The sequence below is a fragment of the Terrabacter sp. P2_E3 genome, assembly GCF_056403915.1.
On sequence record NZ_JBFUEN010000025.1, the window covers coordinates 1 to 18,020 of the forward strand.

The following is an 18,020-nucleotide window of genomic DNA, read 5'->3' on the forward strand; positions in this document are numbered from 1 at the left end:
GCCAGCGCCCGGCCGGCGGCCCCGGCCGTGGCGGCCCGGGGGGCGCCGGTGGCCGTGGTGGCTTCGGTGGTGGCCCCGGCGGCGCCCCCGGTGGCGGTCGCCCCGGCGGCTTCGGCGGTCCCCGCGGTGGCGGGGGCGGTCGTGGCTCGACGGCTGGTGCCTTCGGTCGCGGCGGCGGTCGTCCGGTCCGAGGCCGCAAGTCCAAGCGCGCGAAGCGCCAGGAGTTCGAGCAGATGCAGGCGCCGAGCCTGGGTGGCGTCAGCGTCCCCCGCGGCGACGGCAAGACGACCATCCGCGTTCGTCGTGGTGCCTCGCTGACCGACTTCGCCGACAAGATCAACGCCAACCCGGCGTCGCTCGTCACCGTGCTGTTCCACCTCGGCGAGATGGCCACGGCCACGCAGTCCCTCGACGAGGAGACCTTCAAGGTGCTCGGCGCCGAGCTCGGCTACGAGATCGAGGTCGTGTCGCCCGAGGACGAGGAGCGCGAGCTGCTCGGCTCGTTCAACATCGACCTCGACGCCGAGCTCGAGGCCGAGGAGGACGAGGACCTCGAGGCGCGTCCGCCGGTCGTGACCGTCATGGGCCACGTCGACCACGGAAAGACGAAGCTCCTCGACGCGATCCGCTCCGAGGAGGTCGCCGAGGGCGAGGCCGGTGGCATCACCCAGCACATCGGTGCCTACCAGGTCGCCACGACGCACGAGGGCGAGAAGCGCGCCATCACGTTCATCGACACCCCCGGTCACGAGGCCTTCACGGCCATGCGTGCCCGTGGTGCGTCGGTGACGGACATCGCGATCCTCGTCGTCGCCGCCGACGACGGCGTCATGCCGCAGACCATCGAGGCGCTCAACCACGCCCAGGCGGCCAACGTGCCGATCGTCGTGGCCGTCAACAAGGTCGACAAGCCGGACGCCAACCCGGCCAAGATCCGCCAGCAGCTGACCGAGTACAACCTCATCGCTGAGGAGTACGGCGGCGACACGATGTTCGTCGACGTCTCGGCCAAGAACGGCACGAACATCGACGGGCTCCTCGAGGCCGTCCTGCTCACCGCCGACGCGGCTCTCGACCTGCGGGCCAACCCCGACAAGGACGCCCGTGGTGTCGCCATCGAGGCGCACCTCGACAAGGGCCGCGGCCCGGTCGCGACCGTCCTCGTCCAGTCGGGAACCCTCAGCGTGGGCGACTCGATCGTGGCCGGCAGCGGTCACGGCCGCGTGCGTGCCATGCTCGACGAGCACGGCAACAACGTCGAGCAGGCCGGTCCCTCGCGTCCGGTCATGGTGCTCGGTCTGACGTCGGTGCCGGGCGCCGGTGACACGTTCCTCGTGGCACCCGACGACCGCACCGCGCGCCAGATCGCCGAGCGTCGTGAGGCCGCGTCGCGTGCGGCGAGCCTCGCCAAGCGCCGCAAGCGCATCTCGCTCGAGGACCTCAACGAGGCCCTCGCCGCGGGCAAGGTCGACACCCTCAACCTCATCCTCAAGGGTGACGTGTCGGGTTCGGTCGAGGCGCTCGAGGACGCGCTGCTCAAGATCGACGTGGGCGACGAGGTCGACCTGCGGATCATCCACCGCGGTGTCGGTGCGATCACGCAGAACGACGTCAACCTCGCGACGGTCGACAACGCGATCATCATCGGCTTCAACGTCCGCCCCGCGGAGCGTGTCGCCGAGCTGGCCGACCGGGAGGGCGTCGACATGCGCTTCTACTCGGTCATCTACCAGGCGATCGACGACGTCGAGGCAGCGCTCAAGGGCATGCTCAAGCCGGAGTACGAAGAGGTCCAGCTGGGCACGGCCGAGGTCCGCGAGGTCTTCAAGTCGAGCAAGTTCGGCAACGTCGCGGGTTCGCTCGTGCGCTCCGGCGAGATCAAGCGCGGGACCCGTGCGCGGATCATCCGCGACGGCACCGTCATCGGCGAGGGCATCGAGATCACCGGTCTGCGTCGCTTCAAGGACGACGTCACCGAGGTCCGCGAGGGCTTCGAGTGCGGTATCAACCTCGGCAACTTCAACAACATCGAGATCGACGACGTCATCGAGACGTTCGAGATGCGCGAGAAGCCGCGCGCCTGAGCTCGACCGGTCCGACGGCGCCGGCCCCCACGGGGGTCGGCGCCGTCGCCGTCCGCGGCGGTCCCCACCCGCCCCGCGGACGCCCGGGTGGGAATGCGCGGGGCCCCCGGCCCGCTACTAGGGTGAACACCACGTCGGCCCGGCTGTCACGGCCCGACCGCACAGCACACGAAAGAGGTAGCCATGGCTGACCCCGCCCGCGCCCGCAAGATCGCCGACCGGATCAAGGTCATCGTCGCCGAGTACCTCGAGTTCCGGCTCAAGGACGAGCGCCTCGGTTTCGTCACCATCACCGACGCCCGCGTCACCGGTGACCTCCAGCAGGCCTCCGTCTTCTACACCGTCTTCGGCAGCAACGAGGACCGCCAGGCCACGGCCGAGGTGCTCGAGGCCAACAAGGGCCGCATCCGCTCGGCCGTCGGCAAGGGCATCGGCATCCGTCTGACGCCGTCGATCGAGTTCATCGCCGACGCGCTGCCCGAGGGCGCCGCCCACCTCGAGGACCTCGTGGCCCAGACGCGGGCGAGGGACGAGGAGCTGGCCCGCGCCGCGGCCAACGCCAAGCCCGCCGGCGACCCCGACCCCTACCGCAAGCCGGTCGACCGGTCGGCGGACGACGAGGACAGCGACGACGTGGACGCCGAGGTGGACGCGGACGTCGACGCCCGATGACCGACCGCTCGGGTGGCCTGCTCGTCGTCGACAAGCCGGCCGGATGGACGAGCCATGACGTCGTCGCGCGCGCCCGTCGTCTCTGTGGCACGCGCCGGGTCGGCCACGCCGGCACGCTCGACCCGATGGCGACCGGCGTCCTCGTGCTCGGCGTCGAGCGCGGCACGAAGCTGCTGACCTTCCTCGTCGGCTGCGACAAGTCGTATGCCGCCACGATCCGTCTCGGGATGGCGACCCTCACCGACGACGCCGAGGGTGAGACGACCCAGGCGCTCGGGGTCGACGACGTGCCCGCGCTCGAGGCGGCGCTGCCAGCGGCCGTCGCTGCCCTGACGGGCGACATCCAGCAGGTGCCGAGCTCGGTCAGCGCCATCAAGGTCAAGGGTGTGCGCAGCTACACGCGCGTCCGGCAGGGCGACTCGGTCGACCTTCCGGCCCGCCCGGTCACGGTGAGCCGTTTCGACGTGCTCTCGGTGCGCCCCGGCACCGCGACGGTCGAGGTGGGCCCCCCGATCGACGTCGTCGACGTCGAGGTCGAGGTCGACGTGTCGTCCGGCACCTACGTCCGCGCGCTCGCCCGCGACCTCGGCGAGGCGCTCGGCGTCGGCGGCCACCTGACGGCGCTCCGGCGTACGCGGGTCGGCCGCTTCGGGCTCGACGCCGCGGTCTCGCTCGACGACCTCACGGCCACGTCGGAGACCGACGGGCCGGACGGCATACCCCTGCTCCCGATCGCCGACGCGGCCCGGGCGCAGCTGCCCGTCCACGAGGTGACGGCCGAGGAGGCCGTCGCCCTCGGCTACGGCCAGCGCATCCAGAGCGCGGTGGACGGTTCCGACGCGGTGGCCGCCATCGACCCCGACGGGCGTCTCGTCGCCGTGCTCGACGAGACGCGTCCGACCGCCCGGGCCAAGGTGGTCTTCGCCGCGTCCGGGGCGGGGGCCTGAGCCTCGTGCCCGAGCCCTCGGACGTCCTCTCCGACGGGGCCACTACAGTGGTCGCCGTGCAGCGCTGGTACGGACTCGACGACATCCCGGCCGACCTCGGGCCCACCGTCGTCACCCTCGGCAACTTCGACGGGGTGCACCGCGGGCACCGCGAGGTTCTGACGCGCGTCGTGCGCGAGGCCGCCGACCGCGGGGCCCTTCCCGTGGCCGTCACCTTCGAGCCGCACCCGATCGCCGTGCTCTACCCCGACCGCGCCCCGGCTGCCGTCATGTCGCTCGAGCAGCGACTGGACGCGCTCGCGTCGGTGGGCGTCGGCGCGGTGCTCGTCATCGAGTTCACGCGTGACTTCGCCCAGCAGACCCCCGAGGAGTTCGTCCGCGGCACGTTCGTGGACGCCCTCGGTGCCTGCGCCGTCGTCGTCGGCAAGGACACCCGCTTCGGCGTGCGCAACTCCGGCGACGTCGGCACGCTGCGCGAGCTCGGCGCCGCGCACGGCTTCGAGGTCATCGCCCTCGACGACATCGGCGAGGGGGCCGACGAGGGCGCGCGCTGGAGCTCGACGCAGCTGCGCGCCGAGCTGCTCGCCGGCAACGTCGACCACGCCGCCCAGATCATCGGCCGTCCGCACCGGGTCACCGGCACCGTCGTGCACGGCGACCACCGGGGCCGCGAGCTCGGCTACCCGACGGCCAACCTCTCGCAGGACCACGAGGGCCTCGTGCCGGCCGACGGGGTGTATGCCGGGTGGCTCGTCCGTCTCGGCCTCGACGAGGGTGCCCCCGACCGCACCCTCCCGGCGGCCGTCTCCGTGGGCACCAACCCGACGTTCGACGGTCATCAGCGCAGGGTCGAGGCCTACGTCCTCGATCGCACCGACCTCGACCTCTACGGCGAGCGCGTCGCGGTGGAGTTCGTCTCGCACCTGCGTCCCACCCTGAAGTTCGAGTCGATCGACACCCTCGTCGAGCAGATGGCCCAGGACGTGGTCCGGTGTCGCGAGATCCTCTCGGCGATCGTCCCGTCGTAGCCGGGCCGCTCCTGCCGCCGACGCGGCCTTCCGCGGGCGGCCGTCGGGCGGTACGGGGCCCCGCCGGGCCGTCGTGGCTGCGGGTCGACCTCGGACTGCTCATCGGCGCCCTCGGCCTGTCGGTCGTCGGCGTCGTCCTCGTCTGGTCGGCCACCCGCGCATCGGTCGGCGGGACCGCGCCGCTCAAGCAGCTCGTCGCGCTGGGCGTCGGCATCGCGTGCGCCGCCGTGGTGACGCGGCTCGACGTGCGCGTGGTGCGGGCGGTCGCTCCCGTCGTCTACGTCCTCGCCGTCCTCGGGCTCGCGGCCGTCGTCTCGCCGCTCGGGTCGACCGTCAACGGCTCGCGCTCCTGGATCCGGCTGCCGGGCGGCATGAGCCTGCAGCCGTCGGAGCTGATGAAGGTGGCCCTGGCGATCGGGCTCGCGATGCTCCTCGCGGAGCGGGCCGAGCGCGGGCTGCGCCAGCGCCACCGGGACGTCGCGCTCGCGTGGGTCGTGGCCGGCATACCCGTGGTCCTCGTGCTCGCCCAGCCCGACCTCGGCTCTGCGCTCGTGCTCGTCGCCATGGCGGTCGTCATCATCGCGGCGGCCGGTGCCCCGGCCCTGTGGACGCTCGGCGTCCTCGTGGCCGGCGCGGCGGCCGTGGCTGCTGCCTTCCTGACTCCGGTCCTGTCGGCCTACCAGCGCAACCGGCTGCGCGCCTTCCTCGATCCCTCGCTCGACCCGCAGGGCATCGGCTACCAGACCCGGCAGGTGCGCATCGCCATCGGCTCGGGCGGGCTCGGCGGCCAGGGGCTCTTCGAGGGTCGCCAGACCCAGGGCGGGTTCATCCCCTTCCAGGAGACGGACTTCGTCTTCTCCGTCGCGGGGGAGGAGCTCGGCTTCCTCGGCGCGGCAGGGCTCGTCGTGCTCATCGGGTTCATCGTCGTGCGGTGCGTCGTCGTGGCGCGCCGCGCCGACGCGTTCGGGCGCCTGGTCGCGATCGGTGTCGCCGTCTGGCTGGGGGTGCAGGCCTTCGAGAACATCGGGATGAACCTCGGGCTCATGCCCGTCACGGGGCTGCCGCTGCCGTTCGTGTCGAGCGGTGGCTCCTCGCTCATCGCCTCGTGGATCGCCGTCGGCCTCGTCGGCAACGTCGCCGCGGCGTCGCAGCGGCGAGGCGGACGACCCGTCGCGGGTCGCCTCCGGCGGGGTTGAGCCCCGCCTCCGGTTACCGAGGGGTCACGTTTCGACGTGGACGCCGACGGATGCGTGACTGGCACGACGATTGTTGACATCATCCCGGCATGGCGGTCGCCCGCAGACGCCGATGACGCGCAACCGCAGTGACAAAGGAGTCCACATGCCCCTCCAGGCCCTTGCCGACCGGGACGTCGACCAGAACGTCCTCGACGGACGCGCTCCCAGCGTGGGTGCGCTCTTCCGCAGCCGGGTCCGGGCCACGCCCGACGCGCCGGCCTACCTCTACTTCGCGGAGGGGTCGAGCGAGCTCACCACGCTGACGTGGCGGCAGACGCACGAGGTCGTGGAGCAGTGGGCCGCCGGGCTCGTCAGCCTCGGGGTGGCGCTGGAGGACCGCGTCGCCATCGCGTCGACGACCCGCGTGGAGTGGATCCTCGCCGACCTCGCCGTCATCTGCGCCGGCGGTGCGACGACGACCGTCTACCCGACGACGATCGCCGAGGACGTCGCCTACATCCTCACCGACTCCGGCAGCGGGATCGTCTTCGCCGAGAACGCCGAGCAGGTCGCCAAGCTCCAGCACGTGCGCTCGGAGGTCCCGGGCGTCCGGCAGGTCATCGCCCTGACCGGACCGGGCAGCGACGACGGCTGGGTCATCACCACCGACGAGCTCGCCGAGCGCGGCCGCGAGTGGCTGGCCGCGACGCCCGACCTCGTCGACTCGCGCATCGACCAGCTCGGCCCCGAGTCCCTCGCCGTCGTCATCTACACGTCCGGCACGACCGGGCGGCCCAAGGGCGTGCGCCTCGTCCAGGACAGCGTCGTCTACGAGGGCGCCGTCATCGACGCCATCGGCACCTTCACCAAGGACGACCTCCAGTTCCTCTGGCTGCCGCTGTCACACGTGTTCGGCAAGATGCTCGTCGCGACCGGGCTCCAGATCGGCTTCCCGACCGCCGTCGACGGCCGGGTGGACAAGATCGTCGAGAACATGGCCGTCATCAAGCCGACCTTCATGGCCGGCCCGCCGCGCATCTTCGAGAAGGCGCACGGACGCATCGCCCTGATGTTCGCCGGCGAGAAGGGCGTCAAGAAGAAGCTCATCGACTGGGCGCTCAAGGTGGGCGGTGAGCTGCGCGACGTGCAGGCCCGCGGTGAGCAGCCCTCGTCGGGCCTCCAGCGCCGGCACGCGCTCGCGACGAAGCTCGTGCTGCACAAGGTGCAGGAGCGATTCGGCGGGCGGGTCCGCTTCATGATCAGCGGTTCCGCGCCGCTCAACGCGGACGTCGCGCGCTGGTTCGGGTCGGTCGGCCTGCTCGTCCAGGAGGGCTACGGCCTGACCGAGACGTCATCGGGCACGACGGTGAACGCCCCCGAGCACGGCTCGTACCAGTACGGCTCCGTGGGCTGGCCGCTGCCGGGCACGGAGGTCCGCATCGCCGACGAGGACGGTGAGATCCTCGTCAAGGGCCCCGGCGTCATGCGCGGCTACCACAACAACCCCGAGGCGACCGCCGAGGTGCTGACCGAGGACGGCTGGTTCCACACCGGCGACATCGGGCGCATCGACGAGCGCGGCTTCCTCTACGTCACCGACCGCAAGAAGGACGTCTTCAAGACCTCGGGCGGCAAGTACATCGCCCCGGCCGAGATCGAGGCCCGCTTCAAGGGCCTGTGCCCCTTCGTCAGCCAGTTCCTCGTGCACGGGGCTGGCCACAACTACGCGACGGCGCTCGTGACGCTCGACCCCGACGCGGTGGCCGGATGGGCCCCGACCGTCGGGCTCGACGGCAAGACGTACGCCGAGGTGGTGGCCTCGCCGCAGGCGCACGCCCTCGTCCAGCGCTACGTCGACCAGCTCAACGACGGGCTCAACCGCTGGGAGACGATCAAGAAGTTCACCATCCTCGACAAGGACCTCACCGTCGAGGAGGGCGACCTCACCCCGAGCATGAAGCTGCGCCGCAAGGCCGTCACCGAGAAGCACCGCGCCGAGCTCGACGCGATGTACGACGGCTCCTGACGCCGAGGCTCAGCGCCGCGCCGGGAGGTCGATGACGGCCCCGGCGTCGGCGCGCCCCGGGTCGGGGAACGCGACGTGGTGCCCGTGGCTCGCGACGAGTCGCGGGTCGGCCCAGCGCTCGGTGCGTGGGGTGCGGTAGTTGAACCACAGGGTCGGTCCGGCCGGGGCACCGAGCACGACCCGGGCCACGGCCGCGTCGTCGGGGTGGTGGAAGACGTCGCCGTTCGTCGAGACGAGGTAGTGCCGGGCCGGTGCCGCCCGGAGCAGGGCTGCGACGACGTTGGCCTCGCTGCCGTGGTGGGGCAGCTTGAACGCGTCGACGCTGAGGGTCTCGTCCCCACGGGCCCGGGCCACGCCCTGCAGGGCCGCCGCGAGCACGCCGCCGTAGGCGTCGGCGCCGAGCACGACGCTCGCCCCGCGATGCTCGACGAGCAGGGCGATGCTGCTGCCGTTGGGCACCGAGGAGTCCTGGGGCGTCCGTGTCTCGGCGAGGTGCTGCAGGTCGTCGAGGGGGCCGAGCACGTCGAGACCCACGTCGCGGTCGGGTGCGGCGAGGGCAGCGCGCAGGCTCTTCGACCACGTGTCGGCCAGCCGGGTGAGCCGCTTCGTCGTCGGGGAGAGCACGGTCACCGTCGGCCCACCCGGTACCGCGGCCTCGACGAAGCCGCCCGCCGCCCCGGTGTCGACCGGCCCGCCTCCGAACGCGGCGTTCCACGGCAGGGCGCGGGTGCGGGACGCCAGCGCGGCGGCCCCGCCGGCCAGGGGGTCTCCATCGGAGCCGCGGAGCGCCGCGACGAGGCTCTCGCCCTGGTCGACGCTGCGGGGCCGGTCGGGCCCCGTGACCGGGAGGTGCGGGCGCCCGTTGAACCAGAAGTCCCCGACGTCGGCGGCCAGGTCGCTCGCGAGGAACGGCAGCATGCCGCCGATGTGGTCGTTGTCGATGTGCGTGATGACGGCGAGGTCGATGTGCCGGTCACCCGGGTCGAGGCGGCGCAGCCGCGCCTCGAGGAGGGGCCACGTGTCCGGAGGGCCGCCGTCCACGAGCATCCGCCACGTCTTGCCGTCGGGGCGCGGACACTCGACGAGGAGGCAGTCGCCCAGTCGCGCGGGCAACACCTCCACGTGGATCGCCGTCGGCACCGTCGCCACCTCTCCACCTCCGCCCACCCAGACTAGGTCCGGGTCCCCGGCGTGTCCGGGCCTTGGCCGAGGGTGGGCGGTTCGCCGTGTTTTCGGTGCAGCGGCAGACCCACGTACCATGGCGGGATGCCCGGAGAGTCCCTGTTCAACGCCCTCGAGCCCCTGCTGGAGCGGGTCAACAAGCCCATCCAGTACGTCGGCGGCGAGCTCAACTCCACGGTCAAGGACTGGCACGTCGGCGGTCACGGCCCCGACGGCGAGGAGCTGACCACGCGGTGGGCGCTGATGTACCCCGACGCGTACGAGGTCGGCGTCCCCAACCAGGGCGTCATGATCCTCTACGAGGTCCTCAACGAGCGCGCTGACGCCCTCGCCGAGCGCACGTATGCCGTGTGGCCCGACATGGAGGCGCAGCTGCGGGAGGCGGGCCTGCCGCAGTTCACCGTCGACGGGCACCGTTCGGTGCGTGACTTCGACCTCTTCGGCCTCAGCTTCTCGACGGAGCTCGGCTACACCAACATGCTGACGGCCCTCGACCTCGCCGGCATCCCGCTGCACGCGATCGACCGCGACGTCGACGACCCGATCGTCATCGCGGGCGGTCACGCGGCCTTCAACCCCGAGCCGGTCGCCTCGTTCATCGACGCCGCCATCGTCGGCGACGGCGAGCAGGCCGTGCTCACCGTCACCGACATCGTGGGGGAGTGGAAGGCCCAGGGCCGGCCCGGCGGTCGCCGCGAGGTGCTGCTGCGCCTCGCCCGCACCGGTGGCGTCTACGTCCCCGCCTTCTACGACGTCTCCTACCTGCCCGACGGGCGGATCCAGCGGGTCGCGCCGGCCGCCGACGCCACGGGCGTGCCGTGGCGCGTGTCCAAGCACACCGTCATGGACCTCGACGCGTGGCCGTACCCCAAGCAGCCTCTCGTGCCGCTCGCCGAGTCGGTCCACGAGCGCATGTCCGTCGAGATCTTCCGCGGGTGCACGCGCGGCTGCCGCTTCTGCCAGGCCGGCATGATCACGCGCCCGGTGCGCGAGCGGTCGATCACCGGCATCGGCGAGATGGTCGAGCGTGGCCTGGCCGCCACGGGATTCGAGGAGGTGGGCCTGCTCTCGCTGAGCTCGGCCGACCACTCGGAGATCGCCGACCTCACCAAGGGGCTCGCCGACCGCTACGAGGGCACCCAGACCGGCCTGTCGCTCCCGTCGACCCGCGTCGACGCCTTCAACATCGACCTCGCCAACGAGCTGACCCGCAACGGTCGCCGCTCGGGCCTGACGTTCGCACCCGAGGGCGGGTCCGAGCGCATCCGCAAGGTGATCAACAAGATGGTGTCCGAGGAGGACCTCATCAACACGGTCGCCGCGGCCTACGGCGCCGGCTGGCGGCAGGTCAAGCTCTACTTCATGTGCGGCCTGCCCACCGAGACCGACGAGGACGTGCTCCAGATCGCCGAGCTCGCCAAGAAGGTCATCGAGACCGGCCGACAGGTCTCGGGTCGCCGCGACATCCGCTGCACCGTCTCGATCGGCGGCTTCGTGCCCAAGCCGCACACGCCGTTCCAGTGGGCCTCGCAGCTCGGCGTCGAGGAGACCGACGCGCGCCTGGCCAAGCTCCGCGAGGCGATCCGCGCCGACAAGCGCTACGGGTCGTCCATCGGGTTCCGCTACCACGACGGCCAGCCCGGCATCGTCGAGGGGCTGCTCTCCCGCGGTGACCGCCGCGTCGGCAAGGTCATCGAGGCCGTGTGGCGCGACGGCGGCCGCTTCGACGGGTGGAGCGAGCACTTCTCCTACGAGCGCTGGATGCGCTGCGCCGACGAGGCCTTCGCCGACGTGCCGGTCGATCTCGCCTGGTACACCACGCGCGAGCGCGGCGAGTCCGAGGTGCTGCCCTGGGACCACCTCGACTCCGGTCTCGACAAGGACTGGCTCTGGGAGGACTGGCAGGACTCGCTCGACGAGACCGAGGTTGACGACTGCCGCTGGACCCCGTGCTTCGACTGTGGCGTCTGCCCGCAGATGGGTACCGAGATCGAGATCGGGCCCACCGGCAAGACCCTGCTGCCGCTCACGGTCCTCGGCTCCGGCCGGGAGGACCTCCTCGAGCACCAGCACTGAGCCCCCCGGCCGGTCACGGCATGCGCCCGTCCGGAGTGCCTTCAGACGGCGAAGAATTCGCGCGACGTGTCAGGCACGGAGACGCTCGTGCTGTTCGTCGTGTCGGTCATGACGATGTTCGAGTAGGAGACGGCAGCGAGCACGAGGCGCTGTCCGTTCGGGCAGGTGAAGCCGCCTGCCGAGATCGGGCTTGCGGAGAGGCTCGCCTGGACGCGGCCGTTCCTCGGCTCGAAACTGCTCGGCTCGAAACTGCCGGCGGCGCTCAGTCACCGTTCACGGTCTCCTCGTGGGCGGCCTGCGGGTGCTGCCCGCAGGCGTCCTTGACGTTGCCGAAGGGCTCGACGGGTGGCTCCAACAGCGTTGCGTCCGCGTCGGCGACGGTGCCGTCGATGGCCCAGGGTTCGTCGGCCGCACGTGCTACGGGCGCCACGACGACGGATACACCCAGAGCCAGGGCCACGCCGGTGAGGGCAGCGATGCCCTTGCGGCGACGTGGGTTCGAGGGGTTGGGCGACGTGCTGTTCTTTCCCCGAGGGACGATCCATGAACGACTCGTGCTCGTGTCTCCACTGTGTGCCGGTGATCCGGCCCCCGATCCGGGTTGGACGACACTGCCGGCCCACGGCCGACGCGGGGATGGCCCCGCATCACGGATCGTCCGCGGCCCCGGACGTGACTGCTCCGGCACTGTCGTTAACGAAATAGAGCCATGAGCCGAAGGCCGATGAGTGAATCCCGAAGCCAGCGGCTTTTGTCAGGGAATTGAAGCAAGGAGAACGTGTCCGCTTTTGCATCTGGAAGGGCCGGGCTGTCCAAGGAAAGGGCGGTTGTCCGGCCCGGTCCGGGCAAGCGGTCGACCTGAGACGCCTCTGGCGGCAACCACATCCAGACATATCCGCTCTCGTCGCGACGCTTCGGACCTTGATGTGAAAATATGGATATAGAGGTTCCTATTCGGAGGCCGTCACGACAAGACGGGAATTGTCGGAGGGAATGCCCAGAGAATGCGCAGCATTTCGGATTGACCTGCGTTTATCAAGACCCGTCTCTACCATCGGATATGGATGTTCGCGGCCGAGGGCTGCGCTTGCCGTGGCAGGCTCCGGCCGGCGCCGCCGGCGACACGCGGACACCGGGGCGCCTCGGGAGGGACGCCGAGCTGGCGACGGGTGACGGAGCCCGGCGCACTGCATCAGGTCTCGGGGGCTGACTCGCGACCGAGCGGCGGAGGGGGGCAGCGCGGGCGCTCACCACTGGGCTTCAGTTCCTCAAGGGGCAAGCAACATGGGTATACCCAAGAAGAGTTCGCGCAGGCGGACACTCAAGGCCATTACGGCCGGCATCGCGGTCGGTGCGGCGATGATGTTTGCCGGCAACGTGCCGGCAGCCTTCGCGGTACATGACGAGACGTTCCAGCTCGATGGCGACGTCGTCGCGTCGAGCACAACCACCGTCGGCGGGACGACGCAGTCCGTCGACTGGAACAGCATCTTCACCGCGGCCGGTGCGAAGCAGAACCCGCTTCCGACCGGCTTCACGGCCGCGGTCTTCGACCGCGACTTCGTCACGAATGCCAACGGTACGTTCAACACGAGCGACGAGACCACGTTCACGACGGGTAGCAAGGACACGCTGCCCATCAGTGGCTGGCAGTGCACGGCCTCGGCCAACGTCAACAGCAAGATCGACGTGATGAACTCGTACGCCACGGCGTACACCGCTCAGAACGGCGACCAGATCCTCTACTTCGCGCTCGAGCGCAACGCCAACACCGGTGATGCAAACGTCGCGTTCTGGTTCCTCCAGGACCAGAACGTTGGCTGTGACGACAACGGCGGCACCGCAACCTTCAGCGGAGTCCACACGGATGGCGACCTGCTCATCGTGTCAGCCTTCACCAACGGCGGTGTCGTGAGCAACATTGACGCCTACCGCTGGAACGGCGGCGCCAACGGCACGCTGAACCCCACCCCGGTCGCCTCGGCCCACGGCGCCGACTGCAAGTCCACCGCAGCCAACGACAACGCCTGCGCGACCGTCAACAGCGGAACGATCTCGACCCCATGGCCGACCGCAAACAAGCAAGACGGCACCGGAAGCTCTCTGCGCTCGACGGAGTTCTTCGAGGGTGGCCTGAACCTGACTGCGACCGGCCTCGGCGGCAAGTGCTTCAACACGTTCATGGCTGACACGCGGTCGTCGCAGTCGCTGACGGCGACGCTGTTCGACTACTCGCTCGGCACTCTCGGCGAGTGCACCTCGACGACTGTCACGGCGCCGAGCATCTCGGCGCCGGTCACCATTCCGGCTTCGGGCACCATCTCGGGAGTCACCGACTCCGCGCTGCTCACCGTCAACGGGATCTCGACGTTCAGTGGGACGATCACGTGGAGCATCTGTGGACCACTGGCGCTCGCCTCAACGACGAACTGCTTCAGTGGCGGCAGCCAGGTGGGGTCGCCCAAGGCGGTCACCACATCTGGCACCTACACATCGGATCCGGTCACGGTCACCTCGGCCGGGCGCTACTGCTGGCGCGCGGTCTTCTCGGGCGACGCGACCGCCGGGGTGCCGGGCTCAAGCGATCCTGGCATCGACCCCGTCACGGGCCTGCCGAGCACGAGCACGTCTGAGTGCTTCGTGGTGAACCCGCGTCCGACGACCCTCGACACTCAGGCCGGAGCAGGGCCTGTCGACTTCGGTCAACCTGTGACGGACACGGCAACGCTGACCGGCACGGCCAACCGACCGGGTAGCGGGGGCATCGGCACCAACGGGACGATCAACCCGACGACCCCAGGCGGCCCGGCCGGCGGCACGATCACCTTCACCCTGTACAAGTCGGACTGCAGCACGCTCGCAACAGGCACAGGGACCAACCCACAGGGCGTGACGCCCGTCAGCGGTGACGGCACCTATGGCCCGGTCAGCTTCACGCCGGACGCTCCGGGTACCTACCACTGGGTGGCGGCATACGGCGGGGACAGCCCCAACACCCTGAATTCCGACCACAACACCGCGTGCAATGACACGGACGAGGACGTGGTGGTCCGGCAGATTCCGACAACGATCACGACGGCACAGAAGGTCTTCCCGAACGATTCCGCCACCGTCGCGTCGTCCGTGGCCGGCAAGAACCTGCCGAGCGGCGGCACGGTGACCTTCCGGCTCTACAACACGCTGGCAAACTGCCAGCTGCACGGTGACACCGTCGGCAGTGGCGGGTTGCTGTACAAGGAGTCGAAGAGCATCGCCGGTGGGGCACAGTCCGAGTCGGCGGCGACCAACAACACCAGTGTGTCCGTCAGCGCGGACAGCACCGTTGCCTGGTACGTGACCTACGCCACGGGCAGCAACACGTTCACGGGACGTCAGAGCAACTGCGCCGAGACCACGGCGCTGGACTTCACCAACGACGCTGGTCCGGGAACGGTGTTCCCGTGACCCCCGTCGCGTGACGACCTGAGCGAGAAAGGGAGAGGCCCCGGTCACCGACCGGGGCCCTCTCCTCGTGCTCGGTGCTCAAACGGGGTATCCGACGTGGGCCAGGGCCTGCCGGACGAGGACGCCGTGCGAGCCGGGCATCTCACCGCGCACGGCGAGAGACGCGGCCTCCTCCGGTGTGACCCAGGAGAGGTCGAGGGCGTCCTGCTGAGGCCGGCAGTCACCCATGACGGCGACGACGAACGCGAGCGAGACGGCGTGCTGCCGCGGGTCGTGGAAGGGCGTGACGCCGGGCGTCGGGAAGAACTCGGCGACGGTGAACGGCTGCGGCGACAGGGGGATGCGCGGGAGCGCCATCGGACCGAGGTCGCTCTCGACGTGCCGGGTCAGGGCGTCGCGGATGCGCTCGTGGTAGAGCACGCGACCGCCGACGACCTCCTGGCCGATGCCGCCGTCGCTGTCGGCGCGGAGCAGCAGCCCGACGTGGGTGACGACGCCGCGGTCGTCGACGCGGACCGGGATGGCGTGGACGTAGAGGATCGGCAGTCGGTCACGGGCGTTGTCGAGGTCCTCGCGGCTCAGCCACGCACCCGTCGTGTCCACTTCGGTCATGACGTCATCCTGCCAAACGCGTGCGCCGAGCCCAGGCGCGGTCCATCCGCGGCGCGTCGGGGGTCACCGGAGAGACCGGATCCACGCCCAGAGGACGGCCCCCGAGCGGGCGAGCTGCCGCCGGTCCACGACGGTGGGCACGTCGGTGGCCGAGTGGTATGCCGCATACGGCACGCTGCCGAGCCGGACGGCGGGGATGCCGACCCTCTCGAACGACACGTGGTCGCTCGCCCTGTTGACGCACGCCCTGGTCGCGGCGACGGGGACCGCCGCGCGACGGATCGCGTCCGCGAGGGAGGTGTCGGCGCCGCCGACGTGGCACACCGGCACCGCAGCGGCTCGCACGCCGACCCGGTCGAGCGCGACCATGCCGCGGACCGCACGACGTTCGGACGCGCCCAGTCCGGCGACGAAGTGCCGCGAGCCGAACGCGTACAGCGTGCCGTTGCCGCCCCGCGCCTCCTCGGCACCGAACGCGACGAACCGCACGGGGAGCGCGCCGGGCTGCTGGAGCGTCATCCGGGCCACCTCGGCCATGACCATGAGCCCGGACGCGTTGTCCTCGGCCCCGGGCGACTGCGGCACCGTGTCGAGGTGCGCGCCCACGACGACGTGCGGCTGCGTCGGGTCGAAGCCGGGCGGGTCGGCAACGACGTCCACGGTCGTGCCGGCGGGGACCCGCACGCCCCACGACACACCGGCGGGCACGGCGACGGGCTGGAGGGTGACGCGGTAGCCGGCCGCGCGCAGCCGCCCCGCGACGTAGGCCGCAGCCCGGTCGCTCGCCGGGCTCGCCGCGTCACGCGGACCGATCCCCGCCAGAGCACGGATGCCGCCGAGCACCGTGTCGACGTCGAAGGGGTGCGCGCGGGGTGGGGGCACAGGCGAGGCCGAGCGCGAGGGTGAGTCGGAGGGGGAGGTCGACGGAGGCGTCTGCGCGGCCGCCGCCGTCGACGCCGAGGGCAGCGAGGAGGTCGGCGCGGAGGTCGGCGCGGACAAGGGAGACGCGCCCTCGGACCCGGGACCCGGGGCTCCGCCGGTGCACGCGCTCGCAGCCGCGAGGAGGGCGACGACGGCCAGCGCGGTGCGCGACCGGCGCCGGCGACGGGTCGAGGCGGCCATCCGGCACGCTAACCCGGTCACCTGTGGGTGGCCGCCGAGCCGCAGGGTCGTGGAGATCCACCGGCGCCTGGTGCCGACAGGACTCCACGAAACCCGCGCCGCGGGCCTCAGGCGCCGGGAACCGCGAAGACCTTGCCCGGGTTCATGATGCCGAGCGGGTCGAAGACGGCCTTGAGGCGACGCTGCCGGTCGAGCTCGGCGTCCCCGAGCTCGAGGCCGAGCCACGGCACCTTGACCGACCCGATGCCGTGCTCGCCGGTGATGGTGCCGTCGAGCGAGAGCCCGAGCCGGATGAGGTCGTCGAAGGCCTCCCACGCGCGCGCCAGGCTGTCGGGGTCGTCGTGGGCGAAGACGATCGAGGGGTGCAGGTTGCCGTCGCCGCCGTGGCCGCTCACCGGGATGAGCACCGACCGGCGCTCGGAGATGGCCTCGATGCCGCGCACGAACTCGGCGAGCCGGCCGATCGGCACGCACATGTCCTCGGCGAGGCGACCGCCCATCGCCTCGAACGCGGTGCTCATGACGCGGCGCCCCGCGAGCAGCGCCTCCGACTCCTGCGCGTCGTCGGCCACCGCGACGTCGGTCGCGCCCGCGGACTCCAGCAGGGCGGCATACCTCGCGACGTCGTCGGCGACGTGACCCGGGCGGTCGGACTGCACGAGCAGCACGGCGGCACAGTCGTCGGGGAACCCGAAGTCGCCGAACGCCTGGATGGCCCGGACGCTCGTGCGGTCGATGATCTCGAGCAGGCACGGGCGGTGCGGATCGCGGCGCAGCGCGACGATGCCGGCGACGGCGGCGTCGAGCGAGTCGAAGACGGCCAGGGCCGTCAGGGCCGGGTCGGGCGCCGGCTCGAGCCGCACGACGGCCTCGGTGACGACGCCGAGCGTGCCCTCGGACCCGACGAAGAGGCCGGTCAGGTCGTAGCCGGCGACGCCCTTGGCGGTGCGGTGACCCGTGCGCATGACCTCGCCGCCCGGGAGCACGACCTGCAGGGCCTTGACCCAGTCGGACGTGACGCCGTACTTGACGCAGCACAGGCCGCCGGCGTTCGTCGCGATGTTGCCGCCGATGGTGCACGTCTCCCACGACGCGGGGTCGGGCCCGTAGAAAAGGCCTGCCGACGCCGCCGCACGCTTGAGGTCCGCGTTCACGACGCCGGGGCCGACGACGGCATACCCCTCGAGCTCGTTCACCTCGTGGATGGTGTCGAGCGCCTCGACGTTGAGCACGATGCAGTCCTCGGTGGCGACGGCACCGCCCGACCGTGACGTGCGCGCTCCCTGCGGGACGACCGCGGTGCCGGTGGCCTGGGCGTGCTCGAGCACGGCCACGACATCGCTGACGTCGCGGGCCCGGATGACGGCGAAGTCGTCGGGTGGGGGAGCGAGGGCGACGGTCGCGTCGAGCGCGTACGACCGGCGCACGTCCGCGTCGGTGACCTCACGATGGGCGATCTGCTCGGGCAGGCTGGGCATGCTGACAGGCTAGACTGGACGGCACAGGCGTCGGAGCCGTGTATCAGCGGCGAGCCTCCGGAAGAACAGGGTCACCCTCCTCGGCGGGTGACCCCCACTAGAACCGGACGGGTGGGCCCGTCACAGCCTTCGACAAGAGCGGCCGTATGCCGTCTGCCCGAGCGGGCGGGC

General features: G+C 71.3%; 13 protein-coding genes. 8 read left to right on the forward strand and 5 right to left on the reverse strand.

Features of this window, described 5'->3' with window-relative positions; genetic code table 11:
• The 6 genes from infB to AC1DW8_RS22395 all read left to right on the forward strand — a co-directional run.
• On the forward strand, positions 1-2,084 hold a 2,084-nt coding region (infB, locus tag AC1DW8_RS22370; protein WP_478095916.1), incomplete at its 5' end, for a translation initiation factor IF-2.
• A 183-nt stretch (positions 2,085-2,267) separates the two neighbouring features.
• Positions 2,268-2,756 (forward strand): 30S ribosome-binding factor RbfA, encoded by a 489-nt coding sequence (rbfA, locus tag AC1DW8_RS22375; protein WP_056769847.1) that lies wholly within the window; start codon positions 2,268-2,270, stop codon positions 2,754-2,756.
• Positions 2,753-3,703 (forward strand): tRNA pseudouridine(55) synthase TruB, encoded by a 951-nt coding sequence (gene truB / locus AC1DW8_RS22380; RefSeq protein WP_478095917.1) that lies wholly within the window; start codon positions 2,753-2,755, stop codon positions 3,701-3,703. The genes rbfA and truB overlap by 4 nt, the downstream gene beginning before the upstream one ends.
• Positions 3,704-3,759: 56 nt before the next feature.
• The gene (locus tag AC1DW8_RS22385; protein ID WP_056772393.1) at positions 3,760-4,731 is read left to right on the forward strand and encodes a bifunctional riboflavin kinase/FAD synthetase; all 972 of its coding nucleotides are present in this window, start codon (positions 3,760-3,762) and stop codon (positions 4,729-4,731) included.
• The gene (gene rodA, locus AC1DW8_RS22390) at positions 4,695-5,927 is read left to right on the forward strand and encodes a rod shape-determining protein RodA (RefSeq protein ID WP_478095918.1); all 1,233 of its coding nucleotides are present in this window, start codon (positions 4,695-4,697) and stop codon (positions 5,925-5,927) included. The genes AC1DW8_RS22385 and rodA overlap by 37 nt, the downstream gene beginning before the upstream one ends.
• Positions 5,928-6,072: 145 nt before the next feature.
• A complete protein-coding gene (locus AC1DW8_RS22395; RefSeq protein WP_056769836.1) occupies positions 6,073-7,935 on the forward strand; it encodes an AMP-dependent synthetase/ligase in 1,863 nt (620 codons plus the stop codon).
• 9 nt (positions 7,936-7,944) lie between these two features.
• Here the strand turns inward: AC1DW8_RS22395 and AC1DW8_RS22400 are convergent, their stop codons facing one another.
• On the reverse strand, positions 7,945-9,084 hold the full coding sequence (locus tag AC1DW8_RS22400) for an MBL fold metallo-hydrolase (RefSeq protein ID WP_478095919.1): 1,140 nt from the start codon (positions 9,082-9,084) through the stop codon (positions 7,945-7,947).
• A 117-nt stretch (positions 9,085-9,201) separates the two neighbouring features.
• On the opposite strand from AC1DW8_RS22400, the gene AC1DW8_RS22405 reads away from it, so the two are divergent.
• Positions 9,202-11,193 carry a TIGR03960 family B12-binding radical SAM protein gene (locus AC1DW8_RS22405; protein WP_478095920.1) on the forward strand — a complete coding sequence of 664 codons (1,992 nt, stop codon included), beginning with the start codon at positions 9,202-9,204 and terminating at the stop codon, positions 11,191-11,193.
• Positions 11,194-11,455: 262 nt separating this feature from the next.
• Here the strand turns inward: AC1DW8_RS22405 and AC1DW8_RS22410 are convergent, their stop codons facing one another.
• Entirely contained in the window at positions 11,456-11,623 is a 168-nt protein-coding gene (locus AC1DW8_RS22410; RefSeq protein WP_478095921.1) for a hypothetical protein, read from the reverse strand.
• Positions 11,624-12,477: 854 nt separating this feature from the next.
• On the opposite strand from AC1DW8_RS22410, the gene AC1DW8_RS22415 reads away from it, so the two are divergent.
• Positions 12,478-14,637, forward strand: coding sequence for a hypothetical protein (locus tag AC1DW8_RS22415; protein WP_478095922.1), 2,160 nt, complete (start codon positions 12,478-12,480; stop codon positions 14,635-14,637).
• A 78-nt stretch (positions 14,638-14,715) separates the two neighbouring features.
• Here AC1DW8_RS22415 and AC1DW8_RS22420 read toward each other — a convergent pair whose 3' ends face one another.
• The 3 genes from AC1DW8_RS22420 to AC1DW8_RS22430 form a co-directional block, all read right to left on the reverse strand.
• Positions 14,716-15,249, reverse strand: a complete 534-nt coding sequence (locus AC1DW8_RS22420) for an NUDIX hydrolase family protein (RefSeq protein WP_056769823.1) — start codon at positions 15,247-15,249, stop codon at positions 14,716-14,718.
• A 63-nt stretch (positions 15,250-15,312) separates the two neighbouring features.
• Positions 15,313-16,371, reverse strand: coding sequence for a M28 family metallopeptidase (locus tag AC1DW8_RS22425; RefSeq protein ID WP_478095923.1), 1,059 nt, complete (start codon positions 16,369-16,371; stop codon positions 15,313-15,315).
• 107 nt (positions 16,372-16,478) lie between these two features.
• The gene (locus AC1DW8_RS22430) at positions 16,479-17,849 is read right to left on the reverse strand and encodes an FAD-binding oxidoreductase (protein ID WP_442274761.1); all 1,371 of its coding nucleotides are present in this window, start codon (positions 17,847-17,849) and stop codon (positions 16,479-16,481) included.
• Positions 17,850-18,020 lie beyond the last annotated feature (171 nt).

Excerpts from the sequence above, each read along its gene's own strand:
- AC1DW8_RS22395 (WP_056769836.1), top strand. The coding sequence starts at position 6,073 with ATGCCCCTCCAGGCCCTTGCCGACCGGGACGTCGACCAGAACGTCCTC.
- AC1DW8_RS22420 (WP_056769823.1), bottom strand. The coding sequence starts at position 15,249 with ATGACCGAAGTGGACACGACGGGTGCGTGGCTGAGCCGCGAGGACCTC.
- AC1DW8_RS22430 (WP_442274761.1), bottom strand. The coding sequence starts at position 17,849 with ATGCCCAGCCTGCCCGAGCAGATCGCCCATCGTGAGGTCACCGACGCG.
- truB (WP_478095917.1), top strand. The coding sequence starts at position 2,753 with ATGACCGACCGCTCGGGTGGCCTGCTCGTCGTCGACAAGCCGGCCGGA.
- AC1DW8_RS22415 (WP_478095922.1), top strand. The coding sequence starts at position 12,478 with ATGGGTATACCCAAGAAGAGTTCGCGCAGGCGGACACTCAAGGCCATT.
- rbfA (WP_056769847.1), top strand. The coding sequence starts at position 2,268 with ATGGCTGACCCCGCCCGCGCCCGCAAGATCGCCGACCGGATCAAGGTC.
- AC1DW8_RS22425 (WP_478095923.1), bottom strand. The coding sequence starts at position 16,371 with ATGGCCGCCTCGACCCGTCGCCGGCGCCGGTCGCGCACCGCGCTGGCC.
- AC1DW8_RS22405 (WP_478095920.1), top strand. The coding sequence starts at position 9,202 with ATGCCCGGAGAGTCCCTGTTCAACGCCCTCGAGCCCCTGCTGGAGCGG.